Source organism: Streptomyces sp. UF-297, from assembly GCF_058245575.1.
The window spans coordinates 15166-36584 of the sequence record NZ_JBSIBZ010000012.1; the positions used below are offsets into that span (position 1 = coordinate 15166).

A 21419-nucleotide genomic window follows, 5' to 3' on the forward strand; every position below is an offset into this window, starting at 1 on the left:
ACTGCCAAGCAGACGGAAGCTGTTGCCGCCTTCCGGATACTCAGACGTCCTGCACGAGTGCCTGATGGCCATGGGCATGGGACTGCGGTCCAGGTCTCCACGCAACCTGGCCACGAGGTAGCACTTCACCATGACAGCGCCTGAGCAGTTGCACTCTGCACAGCAGGGCGTGCCTGCCCAGGCAGCCCCGAGGAGAGGTGGCGTTGCCAACTGCCTCTCCTCGGGATGCCTCGTGGTCCTCACCCTCGCACTGTGTCTGGTGGGCTACTACTGGTACAGCTTGACCACGGCCGACGATCGGGCGGGGGAGGAAGCGCGTGATGATGCTGCACGGAATGCGCGGCATGTCGCCGCGAGTATCAAGAAGTCTTCACTTGGCCCATGGTCAGCAGAGGCTCAGGTGGTGCAGGCACTTCTGCCGCACCATCGAATTGTTGGGCTCACTAACGCGGCACGGGATGATGCGCTTTCCTTGACGGCTCTGATCTCAGGATCGGCGGGCCTTTCATCCTTTCCTGTTGGTGGCGAAGTGCGGACGGAAGTCTGCTACACCTTCCAGGTCAGGAAGTCGGCTGTGAAGTTTTGGCAGGCTTCAGGACCGAGATGCGCGCGCGTCACCAGCCAGAGGCGTGTCACAGCCGACCTCGCAAACCAGGCCAAGTACATCGCTGACGACGCCGTTGCGAGGGCTCGTCTGGATCAGAGTATGAACACAGTGGGTTCTTTTGAACGCCATATCGAGACCATCGCTGGGCGGCATGGCAGCGGATTCTCAGAGCGCCGTCGCACGAGCGGCACATCGGTGACAGGCACAGTCCGGGTTGACACGCTGTATGCAACACGCAGGGTGCGTGAATTCGAGCTCTTCGACATGACATTCACGAACATCGGTACCCCGGACATCGCGATTTCCCGCATAACCCCCACACCCAGAAGTCGCCCTCCACAGATATGAGTTTGCCGGCAACGCTCCAGCCGCTAGCGTCGGCACCGTGAGGCGGAGGGCTACCCCGGTGTGCGAGGTTGGGGCGCTGCGGTGGTGTACCCGGGTTGTGGATAGCGTGACCGTGGACTGTGCCGCCGCTGAAGGGCCGTGGCCGGCCCGCCGGTAAGCAGCCGACGGTGTGCGTGAATGTGCCTAGAGCGGGCATCGAGTCGTGATCAATCTGGCGGATTCGCTCTGTTTTATGGCGCGAATCCGGTTCAGCGTCTTGCGTGACGCGGGTGCAATTGACGGATGAGGAGGGGGAGTTCATCGGGCCGTGCCTGCCCACCGGCAGGAACGGCCCGCATCCCGAGCGGCTCCGGCAGCAGTTCGAGGGCGGATCTGGCGGTTCAGGGCAGGCGGGTAGTGGCGGGAGAGCGCATGGGGTTCGCCTTCGCTCGCCCATGGCGAGCACCCGACCGCCTTGGTGCGCAGCCCCCCGGCCCTGCGGCACGGGCAATCTCTGACCGGGGCGGCTGTTCTGGAGTGACCAACGCGATCAAGCGATGAGGCCCTATCCGTCTGGCCCGCACGCAGCGGCTGGACTGGTGGCAGGGGGTCTACGCCGATCGGACGGCCCCGCCGCATGATCAGGACGTGCTCGGTCGCCTGGCCCTGCCCGACGGGATCGTCCGTGCTGGTCCGGGGCCGACAGCTGCCTGTGCCACTCACTTCGCCAGCTCCGCCAGCCACGGATGCCCCGGGTGCATGCGCTCCAGCCACCCGCCAAGGGCATCGCGCCGTGCGCGGCCCAGCAGCGGTAGCACTTCCTCGAAGTCCGCCTGGTCCTTGGGCCGTGCCGCTTTGGCTTTGAACAGCAGCACCAACTCCGGTATCAGGTACAGGATCCCGTCCGCCGTCCGTTCGATGATCGCGTCGTACGGCAGTCGCAGCCCCTCGTCCCGCCGGCAGATCCACGTCCCGCCCTCGTGCGGCTCGCGGAAGACGTCGAACAGGAACTGACCGCCGGCCGGGTCCCGCAGCCAGGTCTGGTGCGTGGCCGCCAGGACCTCAGCCCCCGCCGCGGGCCAGACCCGGCCCGAACCCACCGCGTCGAATACGAACTCGGGGAAGGCGTCCCGGATCTCCGGGAACCCCGCCGCGGGCACCGCGATCTCCAGATCGCCGTGCAGCCGGGACTGTCGCCCACGGAACAGGTCCAGCGCCCAGCCCGCCGCGATGCACCAGGGCGCGCCGACCCCGCCCAGCCGCTCCGCGACCTGTTCCGGACGCCAGGCGCTCGTCCACCGGGCTTCCAGTTCGTCCGCCTCGAGTACAACGCCGCCGGGCGGCAGGGCTTCGGTCATCGGCACAACGTACTGCCGCAACCCGACCCAGGACCCGAACCAGGTGCAGCTCTGCGAGAGGTCTCGCACCTGCCGCAGAGCTGCACCTGTTGCTGCGTCAGCTGAGTGTCACCGACCGCGTCAGTCGAGGACCTTCCACACGATCGGCTTCACGTCCTCGCCGGTTCCGCCAATGCCCCAGCGCATGTACAGCGGCTTGTTCTCGGGCACCATGAACACCTTGCAGGCGTGCTCGGTCATGCCCTTCTTGAACTGACCGGGCTTCTTGTTCGGGTCGACGCTCGGGCACTTCGCGAAGTCGTCGAGCAGCGTCAGCCGCCCGACCTCCTGGTCCGGGGAGATCAGCGCGTCGCGCTTGCCGTCCCAGACGGTGATCCAGGGCTCGGCGCCGCCCTTCGAGGTGTACGACATGACGACGTAGTAGGGCACCTTGCCCTTGGTGTCGGTGCTCTTCAGGTCGAAGCCCTTGAAGTCGTCCCAGGAGCCCTTCTCGACCTTCGTGGGCTTGATCTCCAGCTGGGTGGCGCCGTCGCTGCCCTTGTAGGTCGCGCTGGCGGGCTCGTTCATGGCGAGGGCCTTGTCGAAGCCCTTGGCTGCCGGGGCCTTGTCCGTGTCGCCGGAGTCGACGCCGCCACCACTTGCACCCGGAGAACCACCCGTGCCCTGTTCACCGTTGGGCGCCGACGGCGGTGCCGTCGGCACGGGCGAGACTTCGGTGGCAGGGTCGTTGCAGGCGGTGAGCGCAAGCGCCAGGACGGCGACCGAGGCGGCAGCCCGAGCGGTGAATTTCGTACGCATAATGTGTCGTCCCCCATGATTGGAATCGCCCGCTCCAGCGGGCGCGGACGACTATAACTTGCTGGTGAATTCCCGGGCGGTGGGGGTGCGTGCTCGCCCGGCGGTACCCTCCTGCGGCTCCCACTCCTGAAGCGTGTACGCTCCGGCCGACCGGCCGCAGTCTGCCGCATCCCCTCCACTTCGATACGGTCGGAAGCGTCCGCCGACGACGCCGTGGTGCTGTTGAGCGGTACCGGCTAGCGTTTTACCAGCCCCGCATTCGCCCTACCGGCACGGCAATCCATGGCGCTGATCTCGCAATCGGCGCGGGATCTGAAGTAACGTCAGAGGTAGGTATCGGCGAATGTTGCGGTACGACCTCCCTGAGGGCGAATGGCGTAAGTCCTCCTGCAGCAGTGACAACGGGGGCAGTGCGTCGAAATGCAGATGACTGCGAACGGTCGCGTAGCCGTTGGCGACGGAGACGGAAAGGGCCGAGCCCTGGGTTCTTTCGTTTTCCCATCGGCCCAGTGGCAGGCCTTTCTCAATGCCGTCCAGGCCAAGTAGGTTTTAGGCAGCTGCGAGCAGGTTCTCCTGGCTTACGGGCCGCCGTCCAGGGAGCACTGCCTTTACTCGGGCAGCGGCTTGTGCGCCATCGATGGCCCCGCGGCCCGGCGTAGGGCAACGCCGGGCCGCTTCTTTTGAGTTCACGAGGGGAACACGTGATGTCCCCACGCGATGGTGATCTTCGCGTCGCCGGTGTTGTTCACGTCGGCGGAGACGAGCGTGGCTTTGGCGGCGTCGAAGGAGGGAGAGCCCATGTCATCAGCACGCGGCGTTGTGCCTAGTGTGCCGACGGTGTGGGGCGGGGCAGCTTTGCTGTGGCGGCCGTCTCGGCGATGAGCCGCGGACTCTCGAGTGGCTCGGCTGAGGCGTGCGCGGCTGAGCCAGACGTGGACGCGGCGGCCCGTTGAAGTGATCAGAGTAGGGCGATGACGGTCAGGATGACCGAGAGGGCGGCTATCCCCAAGGGCCAGCGCAGCCAGGCCAGATGGCCTGCCTCGATGACGGCTGCCATCAGGAACTCGGCGATGACGGCGACCGCGGTGGCGGTGGCGAGCCACAGCGCGCTATCCCCTGCGTCTTCGGCGCGGTCCGCCTGACGATTCTGCTCATCGCGCATGGCCGGCCAGTCCTGCGGCTGTGCACGCAGTGCGGTTATGGTGTCCGCATCCACACGATCGGCGGACGTCGGGGCGCGGCCCATGTACTGCGCCATACGCTGTAGTTGCGCGGCAATCGCCTTTTCGACGGCGGCCAGCTTGAATTCGCTCCCGATGTTATCTCGCGGGCCCGTGGAGTCGATCGCTGCCCGCAGTCGTGCAGCCGCCTGGAGGCCGGCGATCTCGGCGTCCTGGAGACTGCTGGCGAGAAAGGCCGTCCGCTGGCCGCTGGCCACGATGCTCGTGGTGAGCTGCACCGCCCGGCGGGCTGCTTCTGCCTGGGCCCGCTGCTCGCTGCCGGCAAGAACCAGCTGCCCGAGCGGAAGCAGTAACAGGAGTGTTGCCACTGCGAGGTGGAACCGTGCTAGGCGCCGCGTATCGTCGGGGACCGAGACTGGCTGCGGCATGATCTGCGGCTGTCGCACGATGCGGTAGCCAGCCGGTGCGGGGCGTCTCCACGAGGGCGGTCTGAGTACGTTCGCGGCACCGACGGCCACCAGAACAGCCAGGCCTGCGAGGGCGGACGAGGCCAGCCCCCAGTTCACCCAGGCGTCGCCGTCCCGCATGCCTGCGTCGGGATCAAGCCCGTACGCCTCGGGCGCCCGCGTGGGCCGGTCTGCCAGTGCACGGGGCACGTCGTACCCCAAGTTCGCGGTGAAGTAGGCATGGTTGCCGGTGAGGGAGTCCGGCCGGGCCGCGCTGCGTAGCCCGAACGCGGTCTGGGATGCCAGTGCGTACTCGGAGGCGGCCAGCCGTCCGTCGTGCCGCAAGGACCGCAGGGCGTCGGCCCGCGCTTGAGCAGCAGCCACCCGGAAGGCCGACGGGGCTTCGTCGGCGTAGACATGGCGGACGTCCTCCTGCACGGCCGCCTGGCGTTTGACGTCTTCGCTGACCGCCTCCTGGTAGGCGCCACCGGCCTGGGTGAACTGCACCGTGGCTGCCAGCGTCGCCAGGGTGACGACGGCTAGCAGAGTGATCTGGACCCGGAGGCGCACGCTGAACCGCAGACGAGGAGCCGGGGCCGGACCGGAGTCAGGGGCAGGGGACGGTACCGGGCCGGTCACGGCATGGCCCGCTGGAAGACGAACCGGCCGCCGCGGGTGTCGGTGAGGGTGAGGACCGCGTTCGTCACGTTCCAGGTGTAGGTCTGCGGCGCAAGTGACTCCGGCCGGTTGGTGTAGTTGTCCCCCGGAAAGGCAGGGTCTTCTCGTGTCGTGGTCGAGGAGCGGGGTCGGAGAGTGAGTTCGTGCCCGTCGAACTGCACGTGCCCCTCGGCGATGTGCGTCAGTTTGTAGATGCCCTCCGGTGAGGGATAGGACAGCAGCCCCGCGTACTTGTACCGGCCGTCGCCGGTGAAGCGGTAGGCCAGTGTGGTGTTCGAATTCGGCTGGGCACTCTCCCAGGCCCCTACGAGCTCACCGGGAACCGCTCCTGTGCCGGTCGGCCCGGAGTCAGCGGTGGGGGTGGGGGGTGTGCTGGTGACGGGACTGGGCGTGGTGTTGGGCCGACGCTCCGGTGCGGAGCATGCCGCCACAGCGCCGACGGCCCCCAACGCGAGTACGGCTATCAGGAGCCTGCGGAGAACCGTCCACGGCGTCCGGAGCATCCTGCATCCCCCTGCCTGCCGGTGTTCGCACTCAGCTGGGCTGGGAGCGAGCATCCGGCCGTCATCCCCCGCTGATCTGCCGGACGTAGCTCACTCCATCGAGCATCAAGTTCTCGAATGTGTATCCATAGCCCGCATCGAACGGTTCGATCGACCAGTTGTTGACGGGCATCGGGCCGCCGGGAATGTGGAGCGTCATGGTTGAACCTTCCACCTCTGCCGGCCCGCGCAGAACCCTTCCGTTGTTGTAGTGCAGTTCCACGTATCCCTCAGCCAGAAATATGATCTTCGTGGCCCGTGCTGAGCCCTCTCCGTCGCCGTCCCATTCCCCGACCAGTTCCTCCGGGACCCTCCCGGGGGCAGGCGCTGGCGGATCCGGCGGCGCGGGCTCGGAGGGGGCAGGCGGCGAGGGCTCCGGCGGGGGCGGCAGTTCGCTGGTCGGTGGGACGGTCGGTGGATCAGGGGGGAGCGAGAAGTCGTCTTCGGTGCTGGCCGAGGCGCTCGGCGAGTCATCCGGCTCGGGCGGGTCGGGCGGGGCGCTTCCCCCGCAGCCGGCGACAAGGACCGCCGACAGAACTGCTACCGCGCCCCCGTAGGTAAACCGTGCTCTCACGCCAGCCCCCTCACCCGCAGTCCGCCCCACGGCCGGGGCATCAGCTCGCGCCCGAGGATATTCCCGTATTGTTCATAAAGGAATATCAAATCCAAAGGTGGTCGATATCGCGCAATCATGCTCCCGGGGCAAGTGAATAACTTCAATTCCATGCATAGGAAGGCCAATTCGTGGCCGGTCGGCACACGGCCTCACCTTTAGCTGCGCATCCCGTCAACCGCCGTCATCAGGGCGGCGCCAGCCGCCGGAGCCTTCGTGATGACCGGCCCCGCTGCCGGGAGCGCCTGCGCGTCGATCCGGTCCCCAGCCGGCGTACTGGCCGATGCGGGGCGGGCCGCCACCGGATCCGCCCCGGGCCGTGTGGTTTTCCCCGACGCACTGGAGTGCCGGCCCGAGGGGTGATCCGGAGAGGAATCGGTTCTGTGCTTTGCGGATGGACCGCTTGGCTGCCTGGGCGCGATGGCTGCCTCTAAGCTGGTCGTTCGGTCCGCAATGCGATGTGAGGGACAGTCATGACGGACCCGGCAAGGATCATCCTGGTGGACGACCGGGAAACCTCTCTGCAGGCCCTGGAGGGGGCCCTGACGCCCCTGGGGCAGCGTCTCGTCCTGGTCCGCAGCGGTGAAGCGGCACTGAAGGAGGCCCTCCGCGGGGACGTGGCCGCGATACTCCTGGACATGGTGATGCCGGTCATGGACGGGCTGGAGGTGGTCCGCTACCTCAGGCACCTGGAGCAGACCCGGCGCGTACCCGTCATCTTGATCAGTGGCGCGGGCCATAACATCGACTGGGCCGCACGCGGCTATGGGCTGGGGATCGTCGACTATCTGGTCAAGCCAGTTGACCCCTGGGCGCTTCGGGCCAAGGTGCGCTTCCTGGTCGACATCCACCATCGGCAGCTGTCCTGGGAAGCACGCGATGGGCTGATGCGAAAGCGGTTGGCGGCGGCCGAGCAGGATGTGCACCTGCTGCGCCAGCAGCTCAAGGAGACGAAACGGCAGCTGGAGTTGATCGCAGCGGCGACTGGGGCACGGCCCGAGCGCGTACCTGGGCAACGCATGCGCCACGCTCGTAGCGCCGGGTGAACGACGCCGCACGCCCGGGCGGAACGGGGCGCGGCCCCGGGGGATGAGCCAGGGCTGGAAGCCGGTCACGGCATGCGCGGATCCATGGGCAGCCTCGCATGGATGCGGTCGCATGGGGTACAGAGGCGGCCTGGCCCTCCCGCCGCGGCGCGGCCGGGAAAGCCGGGCATGGATGGCGCCCTTGTGTACGGGCTGGCGCCTTGGAGCAATCGGCGGCCTGGCGTGGCCCGTTCAGGCAGGCCGATGGCGCTGGCCGGGGGGCGCGCGCCGCCCGGGGACATTCGCGCTGTCAGTCTCCGTGGCGGCAGGCGAAGGGACCGGAGTCCGGGGAGCCGTCGAAGACCATGAAGTCCTCGCCCTCAGGCCTGAAAGCGCCGCCGCGCGGGCCCGCGGCCGGGCCGGCGGGCGCCGGCCCCAACTTTCTCCGGGCCAGACCGCGCTCTCCCAACAGCGTTACGGTGCCCGCGAGAAGACCGCGCTCGGCAGATCGCTGCTCTCCTGCCAGCGGTCCCCTCTCGTGAGGGCTATCGGTTCGCATCAGCGACCGACTCGACAACCTCCTGCGCCGCCGTCGTGGCGTCTCTCAGTACGCCCGCGGAGTCTGGAGGGCGTTCGCCCTCGGCTCCCCTACCGCTGTCGTAGACCATGACCACGACGTTGGCGGTACGTACCACGAGCGTCGCGTCTTTGAAGTGACTCTCGCCTGTCGTCCTCGAGTCGCTACTGATAGCGGTTACCTGATCACCGATGCCGGACACGGGCTCGGTCTTGAAGTTCCAGGCGTTTTCGGTTGCCCGGACATCGGCGATTGTCTCCGTGTAGGCGTCCTCAGCGCGCTTCTCGCCGCTGGTGGTGTCGGAGCCATAGCGCCAGAGGGAAACGGAGAGGAAGCGGAATTGGCCGCTGTCCAAAACGCTCCACCGGCAACTGCCGTAGCTGGTCGTATTGGTTTCCTCGTCGGCTGTGCCGTCATCCGTCATGCTGGGCACCCGCTGTTCAAGCGTTTGTTCGGAGAGCGTTTTGCATGGATGGGGCAGCGTGGCGAACTCTGCGGTTTCGAGCTGTGCGGTCTCTGTCTCGCTCGGCGGTGAGACGAGAGACGGTGTTGTCTGCTCGGTGTCGGGGGAGGGAGGGTCAATAGCGTCGGAATCAGGTCTGTCCAGGACGATCGCGAGCACCACGATTGCTGTGGCTGCCAGGGCAACCGACAGTGCGGCTCCCAGTGACGTCTTTTGGCGACGGCGTGGTGCGGGCTCAGGTTCCGATTTCGGCTCCGACGTATCGAGTGGATCGGCCGGTGTAGGGCTTTGCGCCTGGTTGGCCGCTTCCGCCGACTGCTCCACCGGGTCGTTTTCGCTGGGAGCAGGAGCAGGAGCAGGAGCAGGAGCAGGAGCAGGAGCAGGAGCAGGCGGGGCCGGGGCCGGGGCGGGCTGGTCTCCGGTCTGGGTGGGGGCGTGATGCAGCTCGGGCGCAGGAGGGGGAGCGGGCGCGGGGTGGGGTGGTTCGGCTGGCGGCGGAAGGGGTGCTTCGTGTGGTGCGGGGGGCTTGTCCGGCGGAGTGGGGGGTGGAGTTTGGGGGAGGGAGGCGGAGGTGCGCTCTCGCACGAGTTGGACGATCTGGTCGGGCATCCAGCCGGGCTCGGTGAGCGGCAGCGTGATGGCGGGTGCCCCCTCCTCGTGGTCTTTGCCGCCTGCGGTGGTCAGCTGGTCCAGCAGAGTGGCCACGGTGGGGCGCTGGTCGGGCTGTTTGGCCAGGCAGGCGGTCACCACGGGGCGCAGTTCTGATGGGAGCGAGACCAGGCTGGGCGGTTCGTACACGGCGCGGAAGTGCAGGGCGTGCGGGGTGCCGGTGCCGAACGGGCCGACTCCGGTGGCGGTGTAGGTCAGCAGCGCGCCGAGGGCGAAGACATCGCTGGCCGGTCCGACCGGCTGGCCGGTGAGCTGCTCGGGGGACATGAAGCCGGGAGTGCCGATCGACATGCCGGTGTGGGTCAGCATGCTGGCCTCCCCGGCTACCGAGATACCGAAGTCGATCACTCTTGGGCCATCGGCGGCGAGGAGCACGTTGGACGGTTTGAGGTCCCGGTGGACGACCCCGGCTGCATGGATCGCCTCCAGCGCCTCGGTCAGACCTGCGCCCAGGTCGAGGACTGACTGTGCCGGCCAGGGGCCGTGGCTGGCGATCGCCTCGCCCAGGGAGACGCCGGGTACGTAGACGATGGCCAGCCACGCCGGGGCTCCGTCGGGGTCGGCGTCGACCACGCCCGCGGTGAACGCTCCGTTGACCCGCCGGGCCGCAGCTACCTCACGCGCGAAGCGGCGCCGGAATGCGCTGTCCCTGGCCAGGTCCGGGCGTACGACCTTTACCGCGACCAGGCGCCCGCCGGGGGAGCGCGCCAAGTACACCTGGCCCATGCCGCCGGAGCCGAGTCGTGCCACGATCCGGTAGCGGCCAACACGCCGGGGGTCTTCTGGCTCCAGTGCTTCGAACGCTCCCACCTATGCCCCCTGCCCTGCGGCCCGGGCCGCTGTCAAGATGCCATGTTGTTCCCGGTATCCGGCCTTCCGTCCGAACAGTCACCGTCGCGGACGGCGAGGGGGCCTCGTCGAGTTCGAGGCGATGGGTGAGCTTGATGTGTCTCCGGCGCCGCTCGGTGCTGGATTTCTGGTTGCGGCGGTTTTCGAAGATTTCACTGACCTGCTTGGGGCGGACCTGTTGCCATGCGCGGTGGCCGTCGCTGCCGCCAGTGCCGAACCCGCTGTCGTCGTGACTGGAGCCATCACACCTACCACCGTCGCTGTAACTGGACGCCTACCAGCGTCGTGCTGCCTGTGCGGCGTATCTATAGGTCAAGGCGCCCGAACGCAGATCGAACGGTTGCGTTCTGGCGTGAGCGCCCCCTGCCGATCGTCTGATGCGCGGCGTGGGCTGATGCCCGCCCTCGTCGTACGGCGTAGCGGGTGCCCTCGGACCTGACCGCCGGGGGCGTTGATCTGACCGACACGCTGTCAGTGGTTGCCGAAGAACCGCCATGCGTGCGCTGATGGGAACTCCTGAAGACGACCATGGTTGCTCTTCGCCTCACATGATCAAATCCTTGGTGGAGTGGGGAAGTTCAGGGCGCTGACCGCGCTTATGCGTCGGTTACGACGGGATAGGGTCTGCGTATTGCGTGGCTGCAGCCGACTACCGGTAGCCGGGGTGGCCGGTCGGCTGCAGTGGTGATGTTGCTGTGGTGCGGGTGGGTCTATGCGGTGCAGCTGGTGGGGTGTTCGGTGCCGGGGCAGATGTCGTTGCTGTTGCCTCCGTCGGCGGTGTCGTCCCCGGCTCCTACGTTGAGGGTGTCGTCTCCGGCGCCGCCGTAGACCCGGTCTGCCGGCTCGCCATACGGTCATGCGTGCGGCCCGAAGTCATTCCCCCGTGTGGCTTCGGGCCGCGCCCTGTTTTTGTGCAGGGAACGTCTGGTGGATGAGTTTCAGCGGTCGTGGCTGTTCGCGCAGCTCGGCCCGGACACGGACCCAGCGGATTTGGAACGCCGGTTCTTCCGACTGCGGTCCGTGCGGGCGGTCGCGCTAGTGCGTTGACCGCGAACGTGTGCCGGGTGGGTTGATCAGGTGGTGGTGCGGTGGGGTCGGCCCCATCGGTGGTGGCGTTCGGATCGGATGCGGGTGCGTTCGCGGTGCTGGGCTTCCAGCACGCGGGGGTGTCGGCGGTGCTGGTTGCGCCAGCGCAGGTAGGCGTGCAGGTCGCGGGCGAGGGCGGGGTGGTTGGGTGGGTCGCTGTTGCCGAGGACGAAGCCGCGCAGCGGCCCGAAGTGCGGCTCGATGGGGTTGGCCCAGGATGCCTGGGTCGGGGTGAGGCACAGCTCGGTCTTGTGCCGGGCGGCCCAGGATCGGATCGTCGCCGTCTTGTTGCCGGACCAGTTGTCGAGGATGACGTAGATGGGGGCGCCGTCGGGGCGGGCGGCACGGATGCTCTTCAGCGCGGCCAGGGTGTGGTCAGCGCCTTGCGGGTGCGCACCACACCCCACAAGCGGTCGTCACCGAGGCTGTAGCAGCCGTGGAAGTAGCGGATGCCGTGGGTGCGGTGGTAGGTGGCGGGCAGCCGGTCGGGGTGCTTGCGCCTGGCCCAGCAGGTGCCGTGGCAGGGCCTGACCGAGAGCGGTCCGAACTGGTCGAAGGCGAAAGCACCGGTCGGCGAAGCGGCGGGTCACCTCCTGGATGCGGTCCAGCTTCGTGTCGGCGTCCAGATCTTTCGTCTCCTTCCAGGTGCGGGTGCGCTGGAAGGAGATGCGGTGGCGGTGCAGCAGCACCCGCAGCCGCTCGCGGCCGATGGCCACCTGGCGCACCCCGGCCGGCGGATGGCTGAGGTAGTCGGCGAGCTTGCGCAGGCTCCAGTGGGTGAAGGGCCTGCCCAATGCCTTGGGCCGCTTGTGGGCAACGTCGACGATGTAGGCCTCGTCGTCCGCGGTGATCCGGCGCGGACGGCCCCCGGCCCACCTCGGGTCCAGGCACTGAAGGCCGCGCTCGTTGAACGCGTGGATCACGTCGCGGACGGTGTCAGGATCGGCCGCGACCAGCGCGGCGATCGCCTCGTTGGTGTTCCCCGACGCCGACGCCATGATGATCAGCGCACGGCGGACCTTGACCGTGCTGTGCCGCCCCCTTCGCACGATGTGCTGCAGCGTGCGTCCCTCCTCGTCCGTCAGCCGACGGGCGCGTACCGGCTCGGCCATCGCAGGCCCCTCCCAAGGCATAAGGCAGAGACCAGCGCCTCACCGGAAACCGAGATCACCACACCTCACCCGGCCAACGTTCGCGGTCAACGCACTAGGTCTACGGCGCGGAGGTGTCCAGGCAGACCATCACCACGATCACGGACAAGGTGATGGAGGGGATGGCGGAATGGCAGTCGCGTCCGCTCGACCGCGTCTACCCGGTCGTCTTCGTGGACGCCATCAACGTGAAGATCCGCGACGGCCAGGTCGCCAACCGCCCGGTCTATATGGCCATGGCCGTGACCGTCGAGGGCACCCGCGAAATTCTCGGCATCTGGGCCGGCGACGGCGGCGAGGGCGCCAAGCACTGGCTCAGCGTGTTCACCGAGCTCCGCAACCGCGGCGTCGAGGATGTCCTCATGCTGGTCTGCGACGGGTTGAAGGGTCTGCCCGACGCGGTGGAGACGGTCTGGCCTCGAACTGTCGTGCAAACCTGCATAGTTCATCTGATCCGGAACAGCATCCGTTACGTCGCCCGGCAGGACTGGGACAAGGTCGCCAAGGACCTCAAGCCTGTCTACACAGCCCCCAGTGAAGCCGCTGCGACCGAGCGGTTCCTGGAGTTCTCCGAGAAGTGGGGCGCTAAGTATCCGGCCGTGGTCAAGCTGTGGTCCGACGCCTGGGCCGAGATGGTGCCTTTCCTCTCCTTCGACGTCGAGATCCGCAAGGTGATCTGTTCGACCAATGCGATTGAGAGCGTGAACGCCCGGATCCGCAAGGCCGTGAGGGCCCGTGGACACTTCCCGTCGGAGGCCGCCGCGTTGAAGTGCGTCTACATGGCGCTGATGAGCCTGGACCCGACCGGCAAGGGCCGACGCCGCTGGACGATGCGCTGGAAGGCCCCGCTGAACGCCTTCCAGATCGCCTTCGAGGGCCGCCTCACCCCCACCACCAGCCACTGAACCTCAACAACCAAGATCAGCCGTTGATTGGACAGACCCCGGCACGCGGGACTCGGGACGCGGGACTTGGGACGCCTGGATTGTCGCTGTCTGTGTTTCTGGTGCGGCTCAGAGCCTGCGATGCATGATATGCAGTCCGACGTAGCCCTGCGCCGGGTGTCGGAAGCCCTCCGGCAGTGTGCCCAGGACCTCGAATCCGAGGGACCGATAGAGCTCCACCGCGTGGACGTTCGTTTCGACGACCGCGTTGAATTGCATGGCCCGGAAGCCGGCCGCGCGGGCCCAGTCCAATGTGTACTGGCACAGCGCCCGGCCCACGCCCTGCCCGGAGTGTGTCGGGTCGACCATGTAGCTGGCGCTCGCGATGTGCGAGCCGTTGCCCATGTGATTGTTGTTCATCTTTGCCGTACCAAGGACGGTTCCGGCCTCGTCTACTGCGACGACCGTGCGGTTCGGGGGCGAGAGGAGCCACCAGTCGCGGCCCTGCACCTCGCTGAGATCGGTCGGATACGTGAAGGTCTCACCCGCAGCAACGATCTTGTGGAAGAAAGGCCAGATGGCGGGCCAGTCCTCGGCGTTGGCTTCCCTGATCAGCATGCGCACAGGATGTCGGCACGGCCGTGGGACCGCCAACGCTTTTCACACCTGCGACAGGCTCTGACCAGCAGGCGCCCGTGGATCGTCAGACGGCTGCGGCGGGCGAGGACGGCTGTCGCTGTAGGTGTCAGTCCGGCCGACAGCCGTCGGCGATGGCGGAACTGGGCCGCGAGGTACGCACCTCCGAGGATGAGCAGGGTCACGTAACTCGCGCTGATCACCTGGTAGGTGAGCGCGCACAGTCCGAAGGACAGCGCCGGGTGGGGAGAGGACGGGTCCACGAACCGCACGAAGAAGGAGAGGAAGAACAGGATGGCCTTCGGGTTGAGCGGAGTGAGCAGCAGCGAGCGGCGGAACGGCCGATGTGGGCCAAGTTCTCGACCCGTGCGGCCTGAAGGGGCTCGTCGGTTCAGGCATGTTCGGAATGGCGCAGTGCGGTTTTGGGTCTGCTGGCGGGCAAGTTGGCGAGAACGGGGGAGGGGCTTGCCGGGCCCGCGGGGATCCCGATCTCGCGGAGGCGGATGGCGAGGGGGTAGGCGTGCATGGTCCGTTCAGGCATGCGACCGGGAAGAGACAGGGGGCGAGTCTGAGGTCGCCGCCGCGGTGATTTCCGTACACGCGGTGAGGCGGACGCAGGTCACTTCAGCACCCAGACCCGGTAAGTCCGCCCAGAGGAGGCGAGTTCAGAAAATCGCGTGGCTCCCGTGGCCACCCCTGGCCTCGGCCAGTCTCCGGCCGGGCAACTGCGTACGGGTTCCAGATATCTGGCAACGCCGCTCGCGTGACCGTGGACTTGGGGCGCCGGTTTACCGGCGGCGGTGCGAGGGCCTCCCGCATCTCGCCGCCGACTGAGCACCCCGGCATCCCCGCGGCTTCGGCGCAGCAGGGCGCGCTGCTGACGCGACCCCAGATTCGCTCGCTGAGCTCATCACCGGGACGTGACCCGAGACGACCGATCGGGGTCGGTGCGTACGTGCGCCTGCAGCCCCTGCAGGCCGAACAGGATGAGCAACTCGACCGCGCCGCCGTCGGCGCTGCCCAGCCAGTGCGGCAGGGACGTGTCGAACTCGGCTGCCTCACCGGGCGGCAACGTCAGATCGCGCTCGCCGGTGATGAGCCGCAGGTGACCGTTGAGCACGTAGAGCCATTCGAAGCCTTCGTGGGTCTGCGGGGTCGGTTCGAGCGGTTCCGGTCGGGCGGGGATGATCATCTTGAAGGCGTGTACCCCGCCCGGTCGCCGGGACAGGGGCACAAAGGTCATTCCGTGCCGTCTGATCGGCTTGAGATGAATCCGGGGGTCGCCGGTGCGCGGAGCGCCGACGAGGTCGTCCAGCGGAACGTCGTAGATGCGCGCCAGCGGCAGCAGCAACTCCAGGCTCGGCCGGCGCTGACCGCTCTCCAGCCGGGACAGGGTGCTCTCCGACACCCCGGTCATCGCCGTGAGGCCGGCGAGGGTGATGCCGCGGTCACGGCGCAGCGCACGCAGCCGCGGCCCCACCGCATCGAGCACGTCGTCATCCGTCGTGGGGTCCATGAGCCCATCTTGCCGTTACCGCAAGATTTCGTGCCAGGTCGCGGTGTGCCCGGCAAGACTGAACGCCCATCGATACAAGGAGACTTGATGAGTACCAACGATGCGGTCGCGTTCTGGGACGGCGTCTACGCGGCCCGGCCGGCAGCCGACAACCCGCGGCCGAACGCTCGCCTCACCGAGACGGTGACGGGCCTGCCGACCGGTGACGTATTGGACCTCGGATGCGGCGACGGCGGCGACGCGCTGTGGCTCGCCGGCCAGGGGTGGCAGGTCACCGCCACCGACATCTCGGCCGTGGCCGTCGAGCGGCTCGCCACCCTCGCCCGCTCGCACGGCGTGGGCGACCGGGTCACCGCCGTACGGCACGACTTGCACGAGTCCTTTCCGCCCGGCGCATTCGACCTCATCAGCGCCCACTACCTGCACACCCCTCATGACCTGGACCGGGCAGCCGTCCTGCGCTCGGCCGCGCACGCACTGCGCCCGGGCGGGCGACTGCTGGTCGTCGACCACGGCTCGGCCGCGCCGTGGTCGTGGAATCAGGACCCCGATACGCAGTACCCGAGTCCGCAGGAGGTCGCCGCCGGTATCGAACTGGCCCCGGAGACGTGGACGGTCGAGCGCGCCGACGCGCCCCTCCGGATCGCGACGGGACCGGACGGGCGCACCGCCGAGGTCACCGACCATGTCCTCCTCATCCGCCGCACCGCCTGACGCGGCGGCCGGAGCCGCCCCCCGACGAAGGAAGGCGACCACGTTGCCCAGCACCACGCGCCACCACCGCCGCGGCGACACCCCGCCGCCCCGGACCGCAAGCAGCGAGATCGAAGTCCTGCGCGGATTTCTCGACTACCTCCGCACCTCGATCGCCGCGAAGGCCGACGGTGCCCCCGAGCCGCAGGTACGGACAGCCGCTGTGCCGTCGGGTACGAACCTGCTCGGCCTGCTCAACCACCTGACCTTCGTCGAGCGTTCAATGTTTCTCGGGGACGACGTCACCGACTGGCAGGCGACGTTCCAGGCCGCGCCAGGGGACAGCGTGGCCGATGTCGTGGCCCGCTACCGCGAGACGGTCGAGCGCGCGAACGACGTGCTCGACGGGTGCACCGATCCCGGCGCACCCCTCCCTCGACCGCGGCCGGGGCGCCCCGCTCCCAGCGTCCGCTGGGCCCTGACCCACATGATCGAGGAGACCGGCCGCCACGCCGGCCACGCGGACATCCTCCGCGAACTGCTCGACGGCTCGACCGGCCGCTGATCCACCTTCTCCATCCGGACGGGGCGCGGGGGCTCAACAGGCGTTCAGGCAGGGAGCATTACGCGGTCCGAGTGCCGCGACGTGGGTGCTGATCGTACTCGCCGTACCTGCGTACCTGACCGCCTCACCTTCGGCGGGAACATCATCCAGACCGGCACAGAGTCCTACCGCCTCGCCAGCACCAGGGCCCGAGCCGACCGGCAGGACACCGCCACAGACTGATCCCTCCTGGCGAAGCGTTGCCAGTTCTCATCAACATTTCTGGGCCCAATGATCGCGAGGTGTTGCCCGAAACCGTCGACAAACGTTGCTCACTCCCGCCTACAGAACCAGGTTGCCGTACACGTCTCCGTACACAGAGAAGTCGTCCACGCTCAGCACCCGCGGCGTCACCGTGGTCGGCAAGGGCCTCTCACCAGCTGGATCAGCACGCTGGTAACCGGCACGACCGGCGGCCCGCTGGTTCTGACGCCCGATGTGAGCGCGCGCCGCCTCGATGTTCCACTCGCTGGGCACGGTCGTGATGAGCGGAATGTACGGATCGGCTGCCGCCTCGCGGGGGACCTCGGTATCCCCCGCTTCCCAGGCCCGCATCAAGCGGCCACCGAAACGAATACGCGGGAGGGGCAGCGATGCACTCATCGAGCGAGAGCAACTTCGTTCGCCGACGCGCTCGCCGGGTCTCGCCGTGAAACTCGCCTCGCTGGTCAGCAGGGCGTACGCGAAGGCCGGCCGACTTCCGAACGCAGTGCGCGTCTCGGCCGACTTCCGACGAGGCGGGGTCGAGGTGGAATGGGATCGGCTCCTCCAGCGCGTCCGAGCCGCAGCCGATGCTGCGCGCGGGACCGGCTGGGACATCAACGCCGATTCCACCTCGATCCGCGCCCACCAGCACGCCGCAAGGGGCCCCGAAGGCCCCACCGCCGACACCGTTCAGTGCCCCAAGCGGATGGTGGATGCCCAACAGCGGAACGGGTCAAGAGCGCAGCAGTGCCTTGATCGCCGTCCGGTCGTCCATGTCGGCATAGGCATCTGCCACCCGCTCCAGCGGATACACCCGGTCGAACACTCGGCCAGGAGTGAGGCTTCCCGACCATACGTCGGCGAGGAGCCCGGGGATGTAGGCACGTGCGGGGGCGCTGCCCGCGGTGACGGTGAGGCTTTCGGAGAACGTGCGGCGGTAAGGGAATGTCGTCACTCCCAGAGGCAGGCCGACACAGCCGACGCGTCCGCCGGGGCGTACCGTGCCGGTTGCCTGCCACAGGGACTGATCGGTTCCCACGCACTCCACCGAGGCATCGGCGAGGCGTCCGCCCAGCAGATCTCGGACATCCGCAATGCCCTCCTCCCCTCGGGAGGTGACGATGTCGGTGGCGCCGAACTCCCTGGCCAGCGCCTGCCGCGCGGGGTGCCCGCCCATCATCACGATCCGTTCGGCGCCCGCGTGGAGGGCAGCCAGCGTCGCGCACAGTCCCACTGCTCCATCGCCTACCACCACGACGGTCTCCCCCGGGGCGACCCGGGCGATCCGTACCGCGTGTCGTCCCGTCGACATCACATCGCACAGGGCGAGCAGTGAGGGGATCTGTTCCGCGGCCGGTTGCCCGGGGGTCGCGACGAGAGTTCCGTCGGCCAACGGGACGCGGACGGCTTCTCCTTGACCGGCGTCCATCGCGCGGCCGTCGGCGCTGGGCACGCCCCAGTGGGCGATGCGGTCGCAGGCCGTGTGCAGGCCGTTGCGGCAGTTCGGGCAGGTGTTGTCACTGGCGTTGAACGGTGCGACGACGAAGTCGCCCACACGCAGTGTGCGTACGGACCGACCGATGTCCTCGACCACGCCGATGAACTCGTGCCCGAACCGCGTAGGGCCTGCCAGCGGCGCGGTCCCGCGATACGTCCACAGATCCGAACCGCACACGGCGGCGGCCACCACCCGTACGACGGCGTCGGTCGGTTCGACGATGACCGGATCGGGCACGTCCTCGAGGCGGACGTCGCGGGTGCCATGCAGCACAGTTGCCTTCATCGGCTCTTCACCGCCCGCCGGTGATACGCCGGTAGCGCAGGTCGGGGGCACGGTCGAGATGAAGGATGAACCGGTCGATGCCAGTCGCGTCCACCGTTTCGGCAGTACCGGCGTCCATACCGAGAAGCGGCTTCCGCCTGGCTGGGTCCGGGAGCACGAGCCGCAGTCCGGTCCCGGAGAACGTCGTGGAGCTGACCTTCAGGAGCCGATCTCGCGTGCCGCGGCGCCACAGAAAGAGCGTGTCCCGGACGCGGGTGAGCCGTAGCACCCCGGGCACGTCGTCACAGACGTACGTGCCCAGTTCCGTGTGCCGGGCCTCGGACGTGGCCGGTGGCGGGCTGTCCGTGGGCTCTGCGGTGGGCTCCGGCACGGCGGCAGCCATGTGCCGGGACACCACATCGGCGAGCATCTCCACGGATGCCTCTGCCCCGCTGCTTCCTGCGGACGCGTCGCCGCCCAGCGCGGCAAGCACGTCCGCGGCCACGTGATCGGCGTGCACGTCCGCGCTGTTGCTCTGACAGACCACCCGCAGTCCACGGCGCGAGAGGTGGGCGGCCGCGGAGAAGCCGTGCTCGTGCCCGTAGTGGAAGACGCTCGCGTCGTCGGCCGGGCGTACATCGGCGTACAGCCCCGCACCGTACACATACGGAGCGTGATCGCTGGACCGGTAGGCGAGTTCAGCGTCGAAGACGAGAGTCTGTGTGGCTGCCCAGTTGTCCTTCACGTAGGTCAGCCAGCGTGTCAGGTCGGGGGCCGAGCACCACAGTGAGCCGGGTCCGGGCAGAGTGACCGGACGCTGGCGGCGCGTCCAGCCGGTTGCCGTGGGCGCATAGCTGCTGGCTGCGCCCGGCAGCACTTCACAGGGGTCGGTCATAAAGCGAGAAGCTGTCATGCCCAGCGGGGCGAACACCCAATGGGCGGCGAGCTCGGCCAGGCCGGTGCCATGGATGGTCTGCAGGACGGCCGAGAGGAGGAGGTATCCGGTGTTGCTGTAGAGGAAGGTGCCGGGGGCCGTGCAGCGGCGGGTCTGCCGGTACGCCAGTTCCAGCAAGTCCTCGGCTGTGTAGTGGTCGAGATCGCGCAGTCCTGCCAGGGACAACAGCGACTCGGCATCACGGACGCCGCCCTGGTGCCGGACGAGGTCTGCGAGGGTGACGTCCAGCAGGGCGAAGCGTGGCAGGTAGGCGGCCACCGGCCGGTGGAGATCCAGCAGCCCGCGGCGGGCGGAGAGCAGCGCCAGGTGGGCGGTGATCTGTTTGGCGATGGAGCCAGCGTTGAAGGTGGTGTCCGGGCCGATGGGTACGGACAGTTCCAGGTTCGCCGCTCCGGTGTGCCACCGTAGTTCGGTTTCGTCGGGACGCCGCACGAGGACGGTGCAACCCGGTCGGGCCAAGGACGCGCTGTCGCCTCCGGCCGGCTGGAGGCGGACGCCGGGGCGAATACGGGTTCGGGACGGGCTCACAGTTTGAGGGCCTCCTGATGGACGGCGTGCAGGCGCTGGCGCAGTTCGGGGTCACGTACGAGACTCAGTGCCTTGGCATGATCGCCTGCGGTAGGTGCGAGCAAGCGGCGTTGCTCGTCGAGATAGGTGCTCAGAAACCGGCGCAGTTTCCCGGAGCAGGCAGGTCCGTCCAGCACGGTGGCGGTGTGGAGCATCATCAGGGGAAAGGACCAGCAGGCGTGCAGGAAGCCGAAGGCGGGCCGTACGGTCCCCTTCCAGGGCGAGTAGAAGCCCACCTCGTCGCTGATCTTTGCGTGGACCGCAGTGAGCGCGTCGTTGAGCCAGCTGTGGCCTGCCTCGTGGATGAGATCGCGGGCGAGAACCGCGGGCTCATCGGTGTAGTCGCAGAAGATGGTGCCGGGGAGCCTGGTGATGGACCAGCTGTCCAGGGTTTCGCCGAGCCGTTTGTGCCTCAGAAGGCAGAGCACCACCGCATGGTCGGCGAGGAGTTCACCGAAACCAGTCGCGTGGGCGCATTCGGCCGCTTCGGCGGTCAGGTCCAGCAGTGCGGACGGGGCCTTGGGGGTGCGGGGGCCCAGGACGTAGTAGGGGGTCTCGGAGGCCGGTGACCGGACGAGCCGGTCCACGCCGGGTGCCAGGACTGCACACGGCCCGAGCGCAGTGGCGGGCGGCGGACCGCAGGCGTCAGCGGGCGGCGGACCGGGGGCGGCGGGAGCCGTTGGTTCCACACCTACGTCGGGGTGGGTGCGGTACCAGTCGAACAGCACGGCGTCTCTGGTCCGCGCGGCGGCCTCGGCACCTTCGAAAGCGTGGTGGGACAGGCTGTACTGCTGGGCGACGCCGAACCGGGACGGCGGCCCGTCGGGGCTGACGACCTCACGCAGTCGGCGGTTGCGGTCCCGGTGCAGGTCGCGTACGGGGCCGAAGGCGAAGATGCGCTGGGGCAGGTCCATGGCGTGGCCTCCATGAGAGCCCGGGGCCGGGCCGTGCGACCCGGCCCCGGGGGTGTCCATCAAGTCTCGGTCAGGCGGCGGGCTACGCCTCTTCGGTGGTCGGCCAGCCCTCGGCCGAGACGCTCGAGGTGTGCGCAGTGCTGCGTACGGACTCGTCGTCGCCGCGCAGTTCGTCGACGGCGGTCAGGAAGTCCGTGATCCGGTCGTTGGTGTCCATGTCCATGTCCTTTCGGTCGGATGGTGCAGGGAACTGTTCGTGCGCGACCCGCGGCTGGGAGGAGCTCTGGGCCCGAGGCCGGTGCGGATCCGGGTGC

19 protein-coding genes and 4 pseudogenes are annotated in these 21419 nt (G+C 68.3%); 7 read left to right on the plus strand and 16 right to left on the minus strand.

Annotated features, from left to right (window positions below):
- The first annotated feature begins 232 nt into the window (after positions 1 to 232).
- Positions 233 to 955 (plus strand): hypothetical protein, encoded by a 723-nt coding sequence (locus AC4IJH_RS09800; protein WP_490851193.1) that lies wholly within the window; start codon positions 233 to 235, stop codon positions 953 to 955.
- 698 nt (positions 956 to 1653) lie between these two features.
- Here AC4IJH_RS09800 and AC4IJH_RS09805 read toward each other — a convergent pair.
- Together AC4IJH_RS09805 and AC4IJH_RS09810 are read right to left on the minus strand one after the other, a co-directional pair.
- Positions 1654 to 2292, minus strand: a complete 639-nt coding sequence (locus AC4IJH_RS09805) for a nucleotidyltransferase domain-containing protein (RefSeq protein ID WP_490851194.1) — start codon at positions 2290 to 2292, stop codon at positions 1654 to 1656.
- Positions 2293 to 2412: 120 nt separating this feature from the next.
- A complete protein-coding gene (locus tag AC4IJH_RS09810; protein ID WP_490851195.1) occupies positions 2413 to 3090 on the minus strand; it encodes a hypothetical protein in 678 nt (225 codons plus the stop codon).
- A gap of 426 nt (positions 3091 to 3516) precedes the next feature.
- Here AC4IJH_RS09810 and AC4IJH_RS09815 point away from each other — a divergent pair, with 426 nt between their 5' ends.
- On the plus strand, positions 3517 to 3636 hold the full coding sequence (locus tag AC4IJH_RS09815) for a hypothetical protein (RefSeq protein WP_490851196.1): 120 nt from the start codon (positions 3517 to 3519) through the stop codon (positions 3634 to 3636).
- A 412-nt stretch (positions 3637 to 4048) separates the two neighbouring features.
- Here AC4IJH_RS09815 and AC4IJH_RS09820 read toward each other — a convergent pair whose 3' ends face one another.
- The 3 genes from AC4IJH_RS09820 to AC4IJH_RS09830 all read right to left on the minus strand — a co-directional run bounded on the left by AC4IJH_RS09820 (position 4049) and on the right by AC4IJH_RS09830 (position 6160).
- On the minus strand, positions 4049 to 5287 hold the full coding sequence (locus tag AC4IJH_RS09820; RefSeq protein WP_490851197.1) for a hypothetical protein: 1239 nt from the start codon (positions 5285 to 5287) through the stop codon (positions 4049 to 4051).
- Between the two features lie 65 nt (positions 5288 to 5352).
- Positions 5353 to 5898, minus strand: coding sequence for a hypothetical protein (locus AC4IJH_RS09825; RefSeq protein WP_490851198.1), 546 nt, complete (start codon positions 5896 to 5898; stop codon positions 5353 to 5355).
- A 61-nt stretch (positions 5899 to 5959) separates the two neighbouring features.
- Positions 5960 to 6160 carry a hypothetical protein gene (locus AC4IJH_RS09830; RefSeq protein WP_490851199.1) on the minus strand — a complete coding sequence of 67 codons (201 nt, stop codon included), beginning with the start codon at positions 6158 to 6160 and terminating at the stop codon, positions 5960 to 5962.
- 863 nt (positions 6161 to 7023) lie between these two features.
- Between AC4IJH_RS09830 and AC4IJH_RS09835 the strand changes: the two genes are divergently transcribed.
- Complete coding sequence (locus AC4IJH_RS09835; RefSeq protein WP_490851200.1) at positions 7024 to 7596, plus strand: response regulator; 573 nt, start codon at positions 7024 to 7026, stop codon at positions 7594 to 7596.
- A 524-nt stretch (positions 7597 to 8120) separates the two neighbouring features.
- On the opposite strand, the gene AC4IJH_RS09840 is transcribed toward AC4IJH_RS09835, so the two are convergent.
- The 3 genes and pseudogenes from AC4IJH_RS09840 to AC4IJH_RS09850 all read right to left on the minus strand — a co-directional run bounded on the left by AC4IJH_RS09840 (position 8121) and on the right by AC4IJH_RS09850 (position 12331).
- Positions 8121 to 10094 carry a serine/threonine-protein kinase gene (locus tag AC4IJH_RS09840; protein WP_490851201.1) on the minus strand — a complete coding sequence of 658 codons (1974 nt, stop codon included), beginning with the start codon at positions 10092 to 10094 and terminating at the stop codon, positions 8121 to 8123.
- Between the two features lie 749 nt (positions 10095 to 10843).
- Positions 10844 to 10960, minus strand: a pseudogene (locus tag AC4IJH_RS09845) (calcium-binding protein); the annotation flags it as partial.
- A 246-nt stretch (positions 10961 to 11206) separates the two neighbouring features.
- A pseudogene (locus tag AC4IJH_RS09850) lies at positions 11207 to 12331 on the minus strand (IS630 family transposase).
- Positions 12332 to 12429: 98 nt separating this feature from the next.
- On the opposite strand from AC4IJH_RS09850, the pseudogene AC4IJH_RS09855 reads away from it, so the two are divergent.
- A pseudogene (locus tag AC4IJH_RS09855) lies at positions 12430 to 13275 on the plus strand (IS256 family transposase); the annotation flags it as partial.
- A 108-nt stretch (positions 13276 to 13383) separates the two neighbouring features.
- On the opposite strand, the gene AC4IJH_RS09860 reads toward AC4IJH_RS09855, so the two are convergent.
- From AC4IJH_RS09860 to AC4IJH_RS09870, 3 genes are all read right to left on the minus strand, one after another.
- Entirely contained in the window at positions 13384 to 13872 is a 489-nt protein-coding gene (locus AC4IJH_RS09860) for a GNAT family N-acetyltransferase (RefSeq protein WP_490851202.1), read from the minus strand.
- Complete coding sequence (locus AC4IJH_RS09865) at positions 13866 to 14285, minus strand: LysE family transporter (RefSeq protein ID WP_490851296.1); 420 nt, start codon at positions 14283 to 14285, stop codon at positions 13866 to 13868. Before AC4IJH_RS09865 ends, AC4IJH_RS09860 begins: the two co-directional genes overlap by 7 nt.
- Positions 14286 to 14800: 515 nt before the next feature.
- Positions 14801 to 15406, minus strand: coding sequence for a helix-turn-helix domain-containing protein (locus tag AC4IJH_RS09870; protein ID WP_490851203.1), 606 nt, complete (start codon positions 15404 to 15406; stop codon positions 14801 to 14803).
- A gap of 87 nt (positions 15407 to 15493) precedes the next feature.
- Here AC4IJH_RS09870 and AC4IJH_RS09875 point away from each other — a divergent pair, with 87 nt between their 5' ends.
- The 3 genes and pseudogenes from AC4IJH_RS09875 to AC4IJH_RS09885 form a co-directional block, all read left to right on the plus strand.
- On the plus strand, positions 15494 to 16120 hold the full coding sequence (locus AC4IJH_RS09875; protein ID WP_490851204.1) for a class I SAM-dependent methyltransferase: 627 nt from the start codon (positions 15494 to 15496) through the stop codon (positions 16118 to 16120).
- A 43-nt stretch (positions 16121 to 16163) separates the two neighbouring features.
- Positions 16164 to 16664, plus strand: a complete 501-nt coding sequence (locus AC4IJH_RS09880; RefSeq protein ID WP_490851205.1) for a DinB family protein — start codon at positions 16164 to 16166, stop codon at positions 16662 to 16664.
- A gap of 111 nt (positions 16665 to 16775) precedes the next feature.
- Positions 16776 to 16886, plus strand: a pseudogene (locus tag AC4IJH_RS09885) (IS21-like element helper ATPase IstB); the annotation flags it as partial.
- Between the two features lie 99 nt (positions 16887 to 16985).
- Here AC4IJH_RS09885 and AC4IJH_RS09890 read toward each other — a convergent pair.
- The 5 genes from AC4IJH_RS09890 to AC4IJH_RS09910 all read right to left on the minus strand — a co-directional run bounded on the left by AC4IJH_RS09890 (position 16986) and on the right by AC4IJH_RS09910 (position 21322).
- A complete protein-coding gene (locus AC4IJH_RS09890; protein WP_490851206.1) occupies positions 16986 to 17306 on the minus strand; it encodes a hypothetical protein in 321 nt (106 codons plus the stop codon).
- 334 nt (positions 17307 to 17640) lie between these two features.
- Entirely contained in the window at positions 17641 to 18690 is a 1050-nt protein-coding gene (locus AC4IJH_RS09895; protein WP_490851207.1) for a zinc-binding dehydrogenase, read from the minus strand.
- A gap of 7 nt (positions 18691 to 18697) precedes the next feature.
- Complete coding sequence (locus tag AC4IJH_RS09900) at positions 18698 to 20152, minus strand: serine hydrolase domain-containing protein (RefSeq protein ID WP_490851208.1); 1455 nt, start codon at positions 20150 to 20152, stop codon at positions 18698 to 18700.
- Positions 20149 to 21105: an aKG-HExxH-type peptide beta-hydroxylase gene (locus AC4IJH_RS09905; protein WP_490851209.1), complete on the minus strand. Its 957-nt coding sequence runs from the start codon at positions 21103 to 21105 to the stop codon at positions 20149 to 20151. Before AC4IJH_RS09905 ends, AC4IJH_RS09900 begins: the two co-directional genes overlap by 4 nt.
- Before the next feature lie 82 nt (positions 21106 to 21187).
- Positions 21188 to 21322, minus strand: a complete 135-nt coding sequence (locus AC4IJH_RS09910) for a hypothetical protein (RefSeq protein ID WP_490851210.1) — start codon at positions 21320 to 21322, stop codon at positions 21188 to 21190.
- Positions 21323 to 21419 lie beyond the last annotated feature (97 nt).

Bases quoted from the DNA above. Each gene is read 5' to 3' on its own strand.
- AC4IJH_RS09870 (WP_490851203.1), bottom strand. From the start codon at position 15,406: ATGGACCCCACGACGGATGACGACGTGCTCGATGCGGTGGGGCCGCGG.
- AC4IJH_RS09805 (WP_490851194.1), bottom strand. From the start codon at position 2,292: ATGACCGAAGCCCTGCCGCCCGGCGGCGTTGTACTCGAGGCGGACGAA.
- AC4IJH_RS09860 (WP_490851202.1), bottom strand. From the start codon at position 13,872: ATGCTGATCAGGGAAGCCAACGCCGAGGACTGGCCCGCCATCTGGCCT.
- AC4IJH_RS09890 (WP_490851206.1), bottom strand. From the start codon at position 17,306: ATGAGTGCATCGCTGCCCCTCCCGCGTATTCGTTTCGGTGGCCGCTTG.
- AC4IJH_RS09895 (WP_490851207.1), bottom strand. From the start codon at position 18,690: ATGAAGGCAACTGTGCTGCATGGCACCCGCGACGTCCGCCTCGAGGAC.
- AC4IJH_RS09825 (WP_490851198.1), bottom strand. From the start codon at position 5,898: ATGCTCCGGACGCCGTGGACGGTTCTCCGCAGGCTCCTGATAGCCGTA.
- AC4IJH_RS09815 (WP_490851196.1), top strand. From the start codon at position 3,517: ATGACTGCGAACGGTCGCGTAGCCGTTGGCGACGGAGACGGAAAGGGC.
- AC4IJH_RS09905 (WP_490851209.1), bottom strand. From the start codon at position 21,105: ATGGACCTGCCCCAGCGCATCTTCGCCTTCGGCCCCGTACGCGACCTG.
- AC4IJH_RS09810 (WP_490851195.1), bottom strand. From the start codon at position 3,090: ATGCGTACGAAATTCACCGCTCGGGCTGCCGCCTCGGTCGCCGTCCTG.
- AC4IJH_RS09910 (WP_490851210.1), bottom strand. From the start codon at position 21,322: ATGGACACCAACGACCGGATCACGGACTTCCTGACCGCCGTCGACGAA.
- AC4IJH_RS09835 (WP_490851200.1), top strand. From the start codon at position 7,024: ATGACGGACCCGGCAAGGATCATCCTGGTGGACGACCGGGAAACCTCT.
- AC4IJH_RS09875 (WP_490851204.1), top strand. From the start codon at position 15,494: ATGAGTACCAACGATGCGGTCGCGTTCTGGGACGGCGTCTACGCGGCC.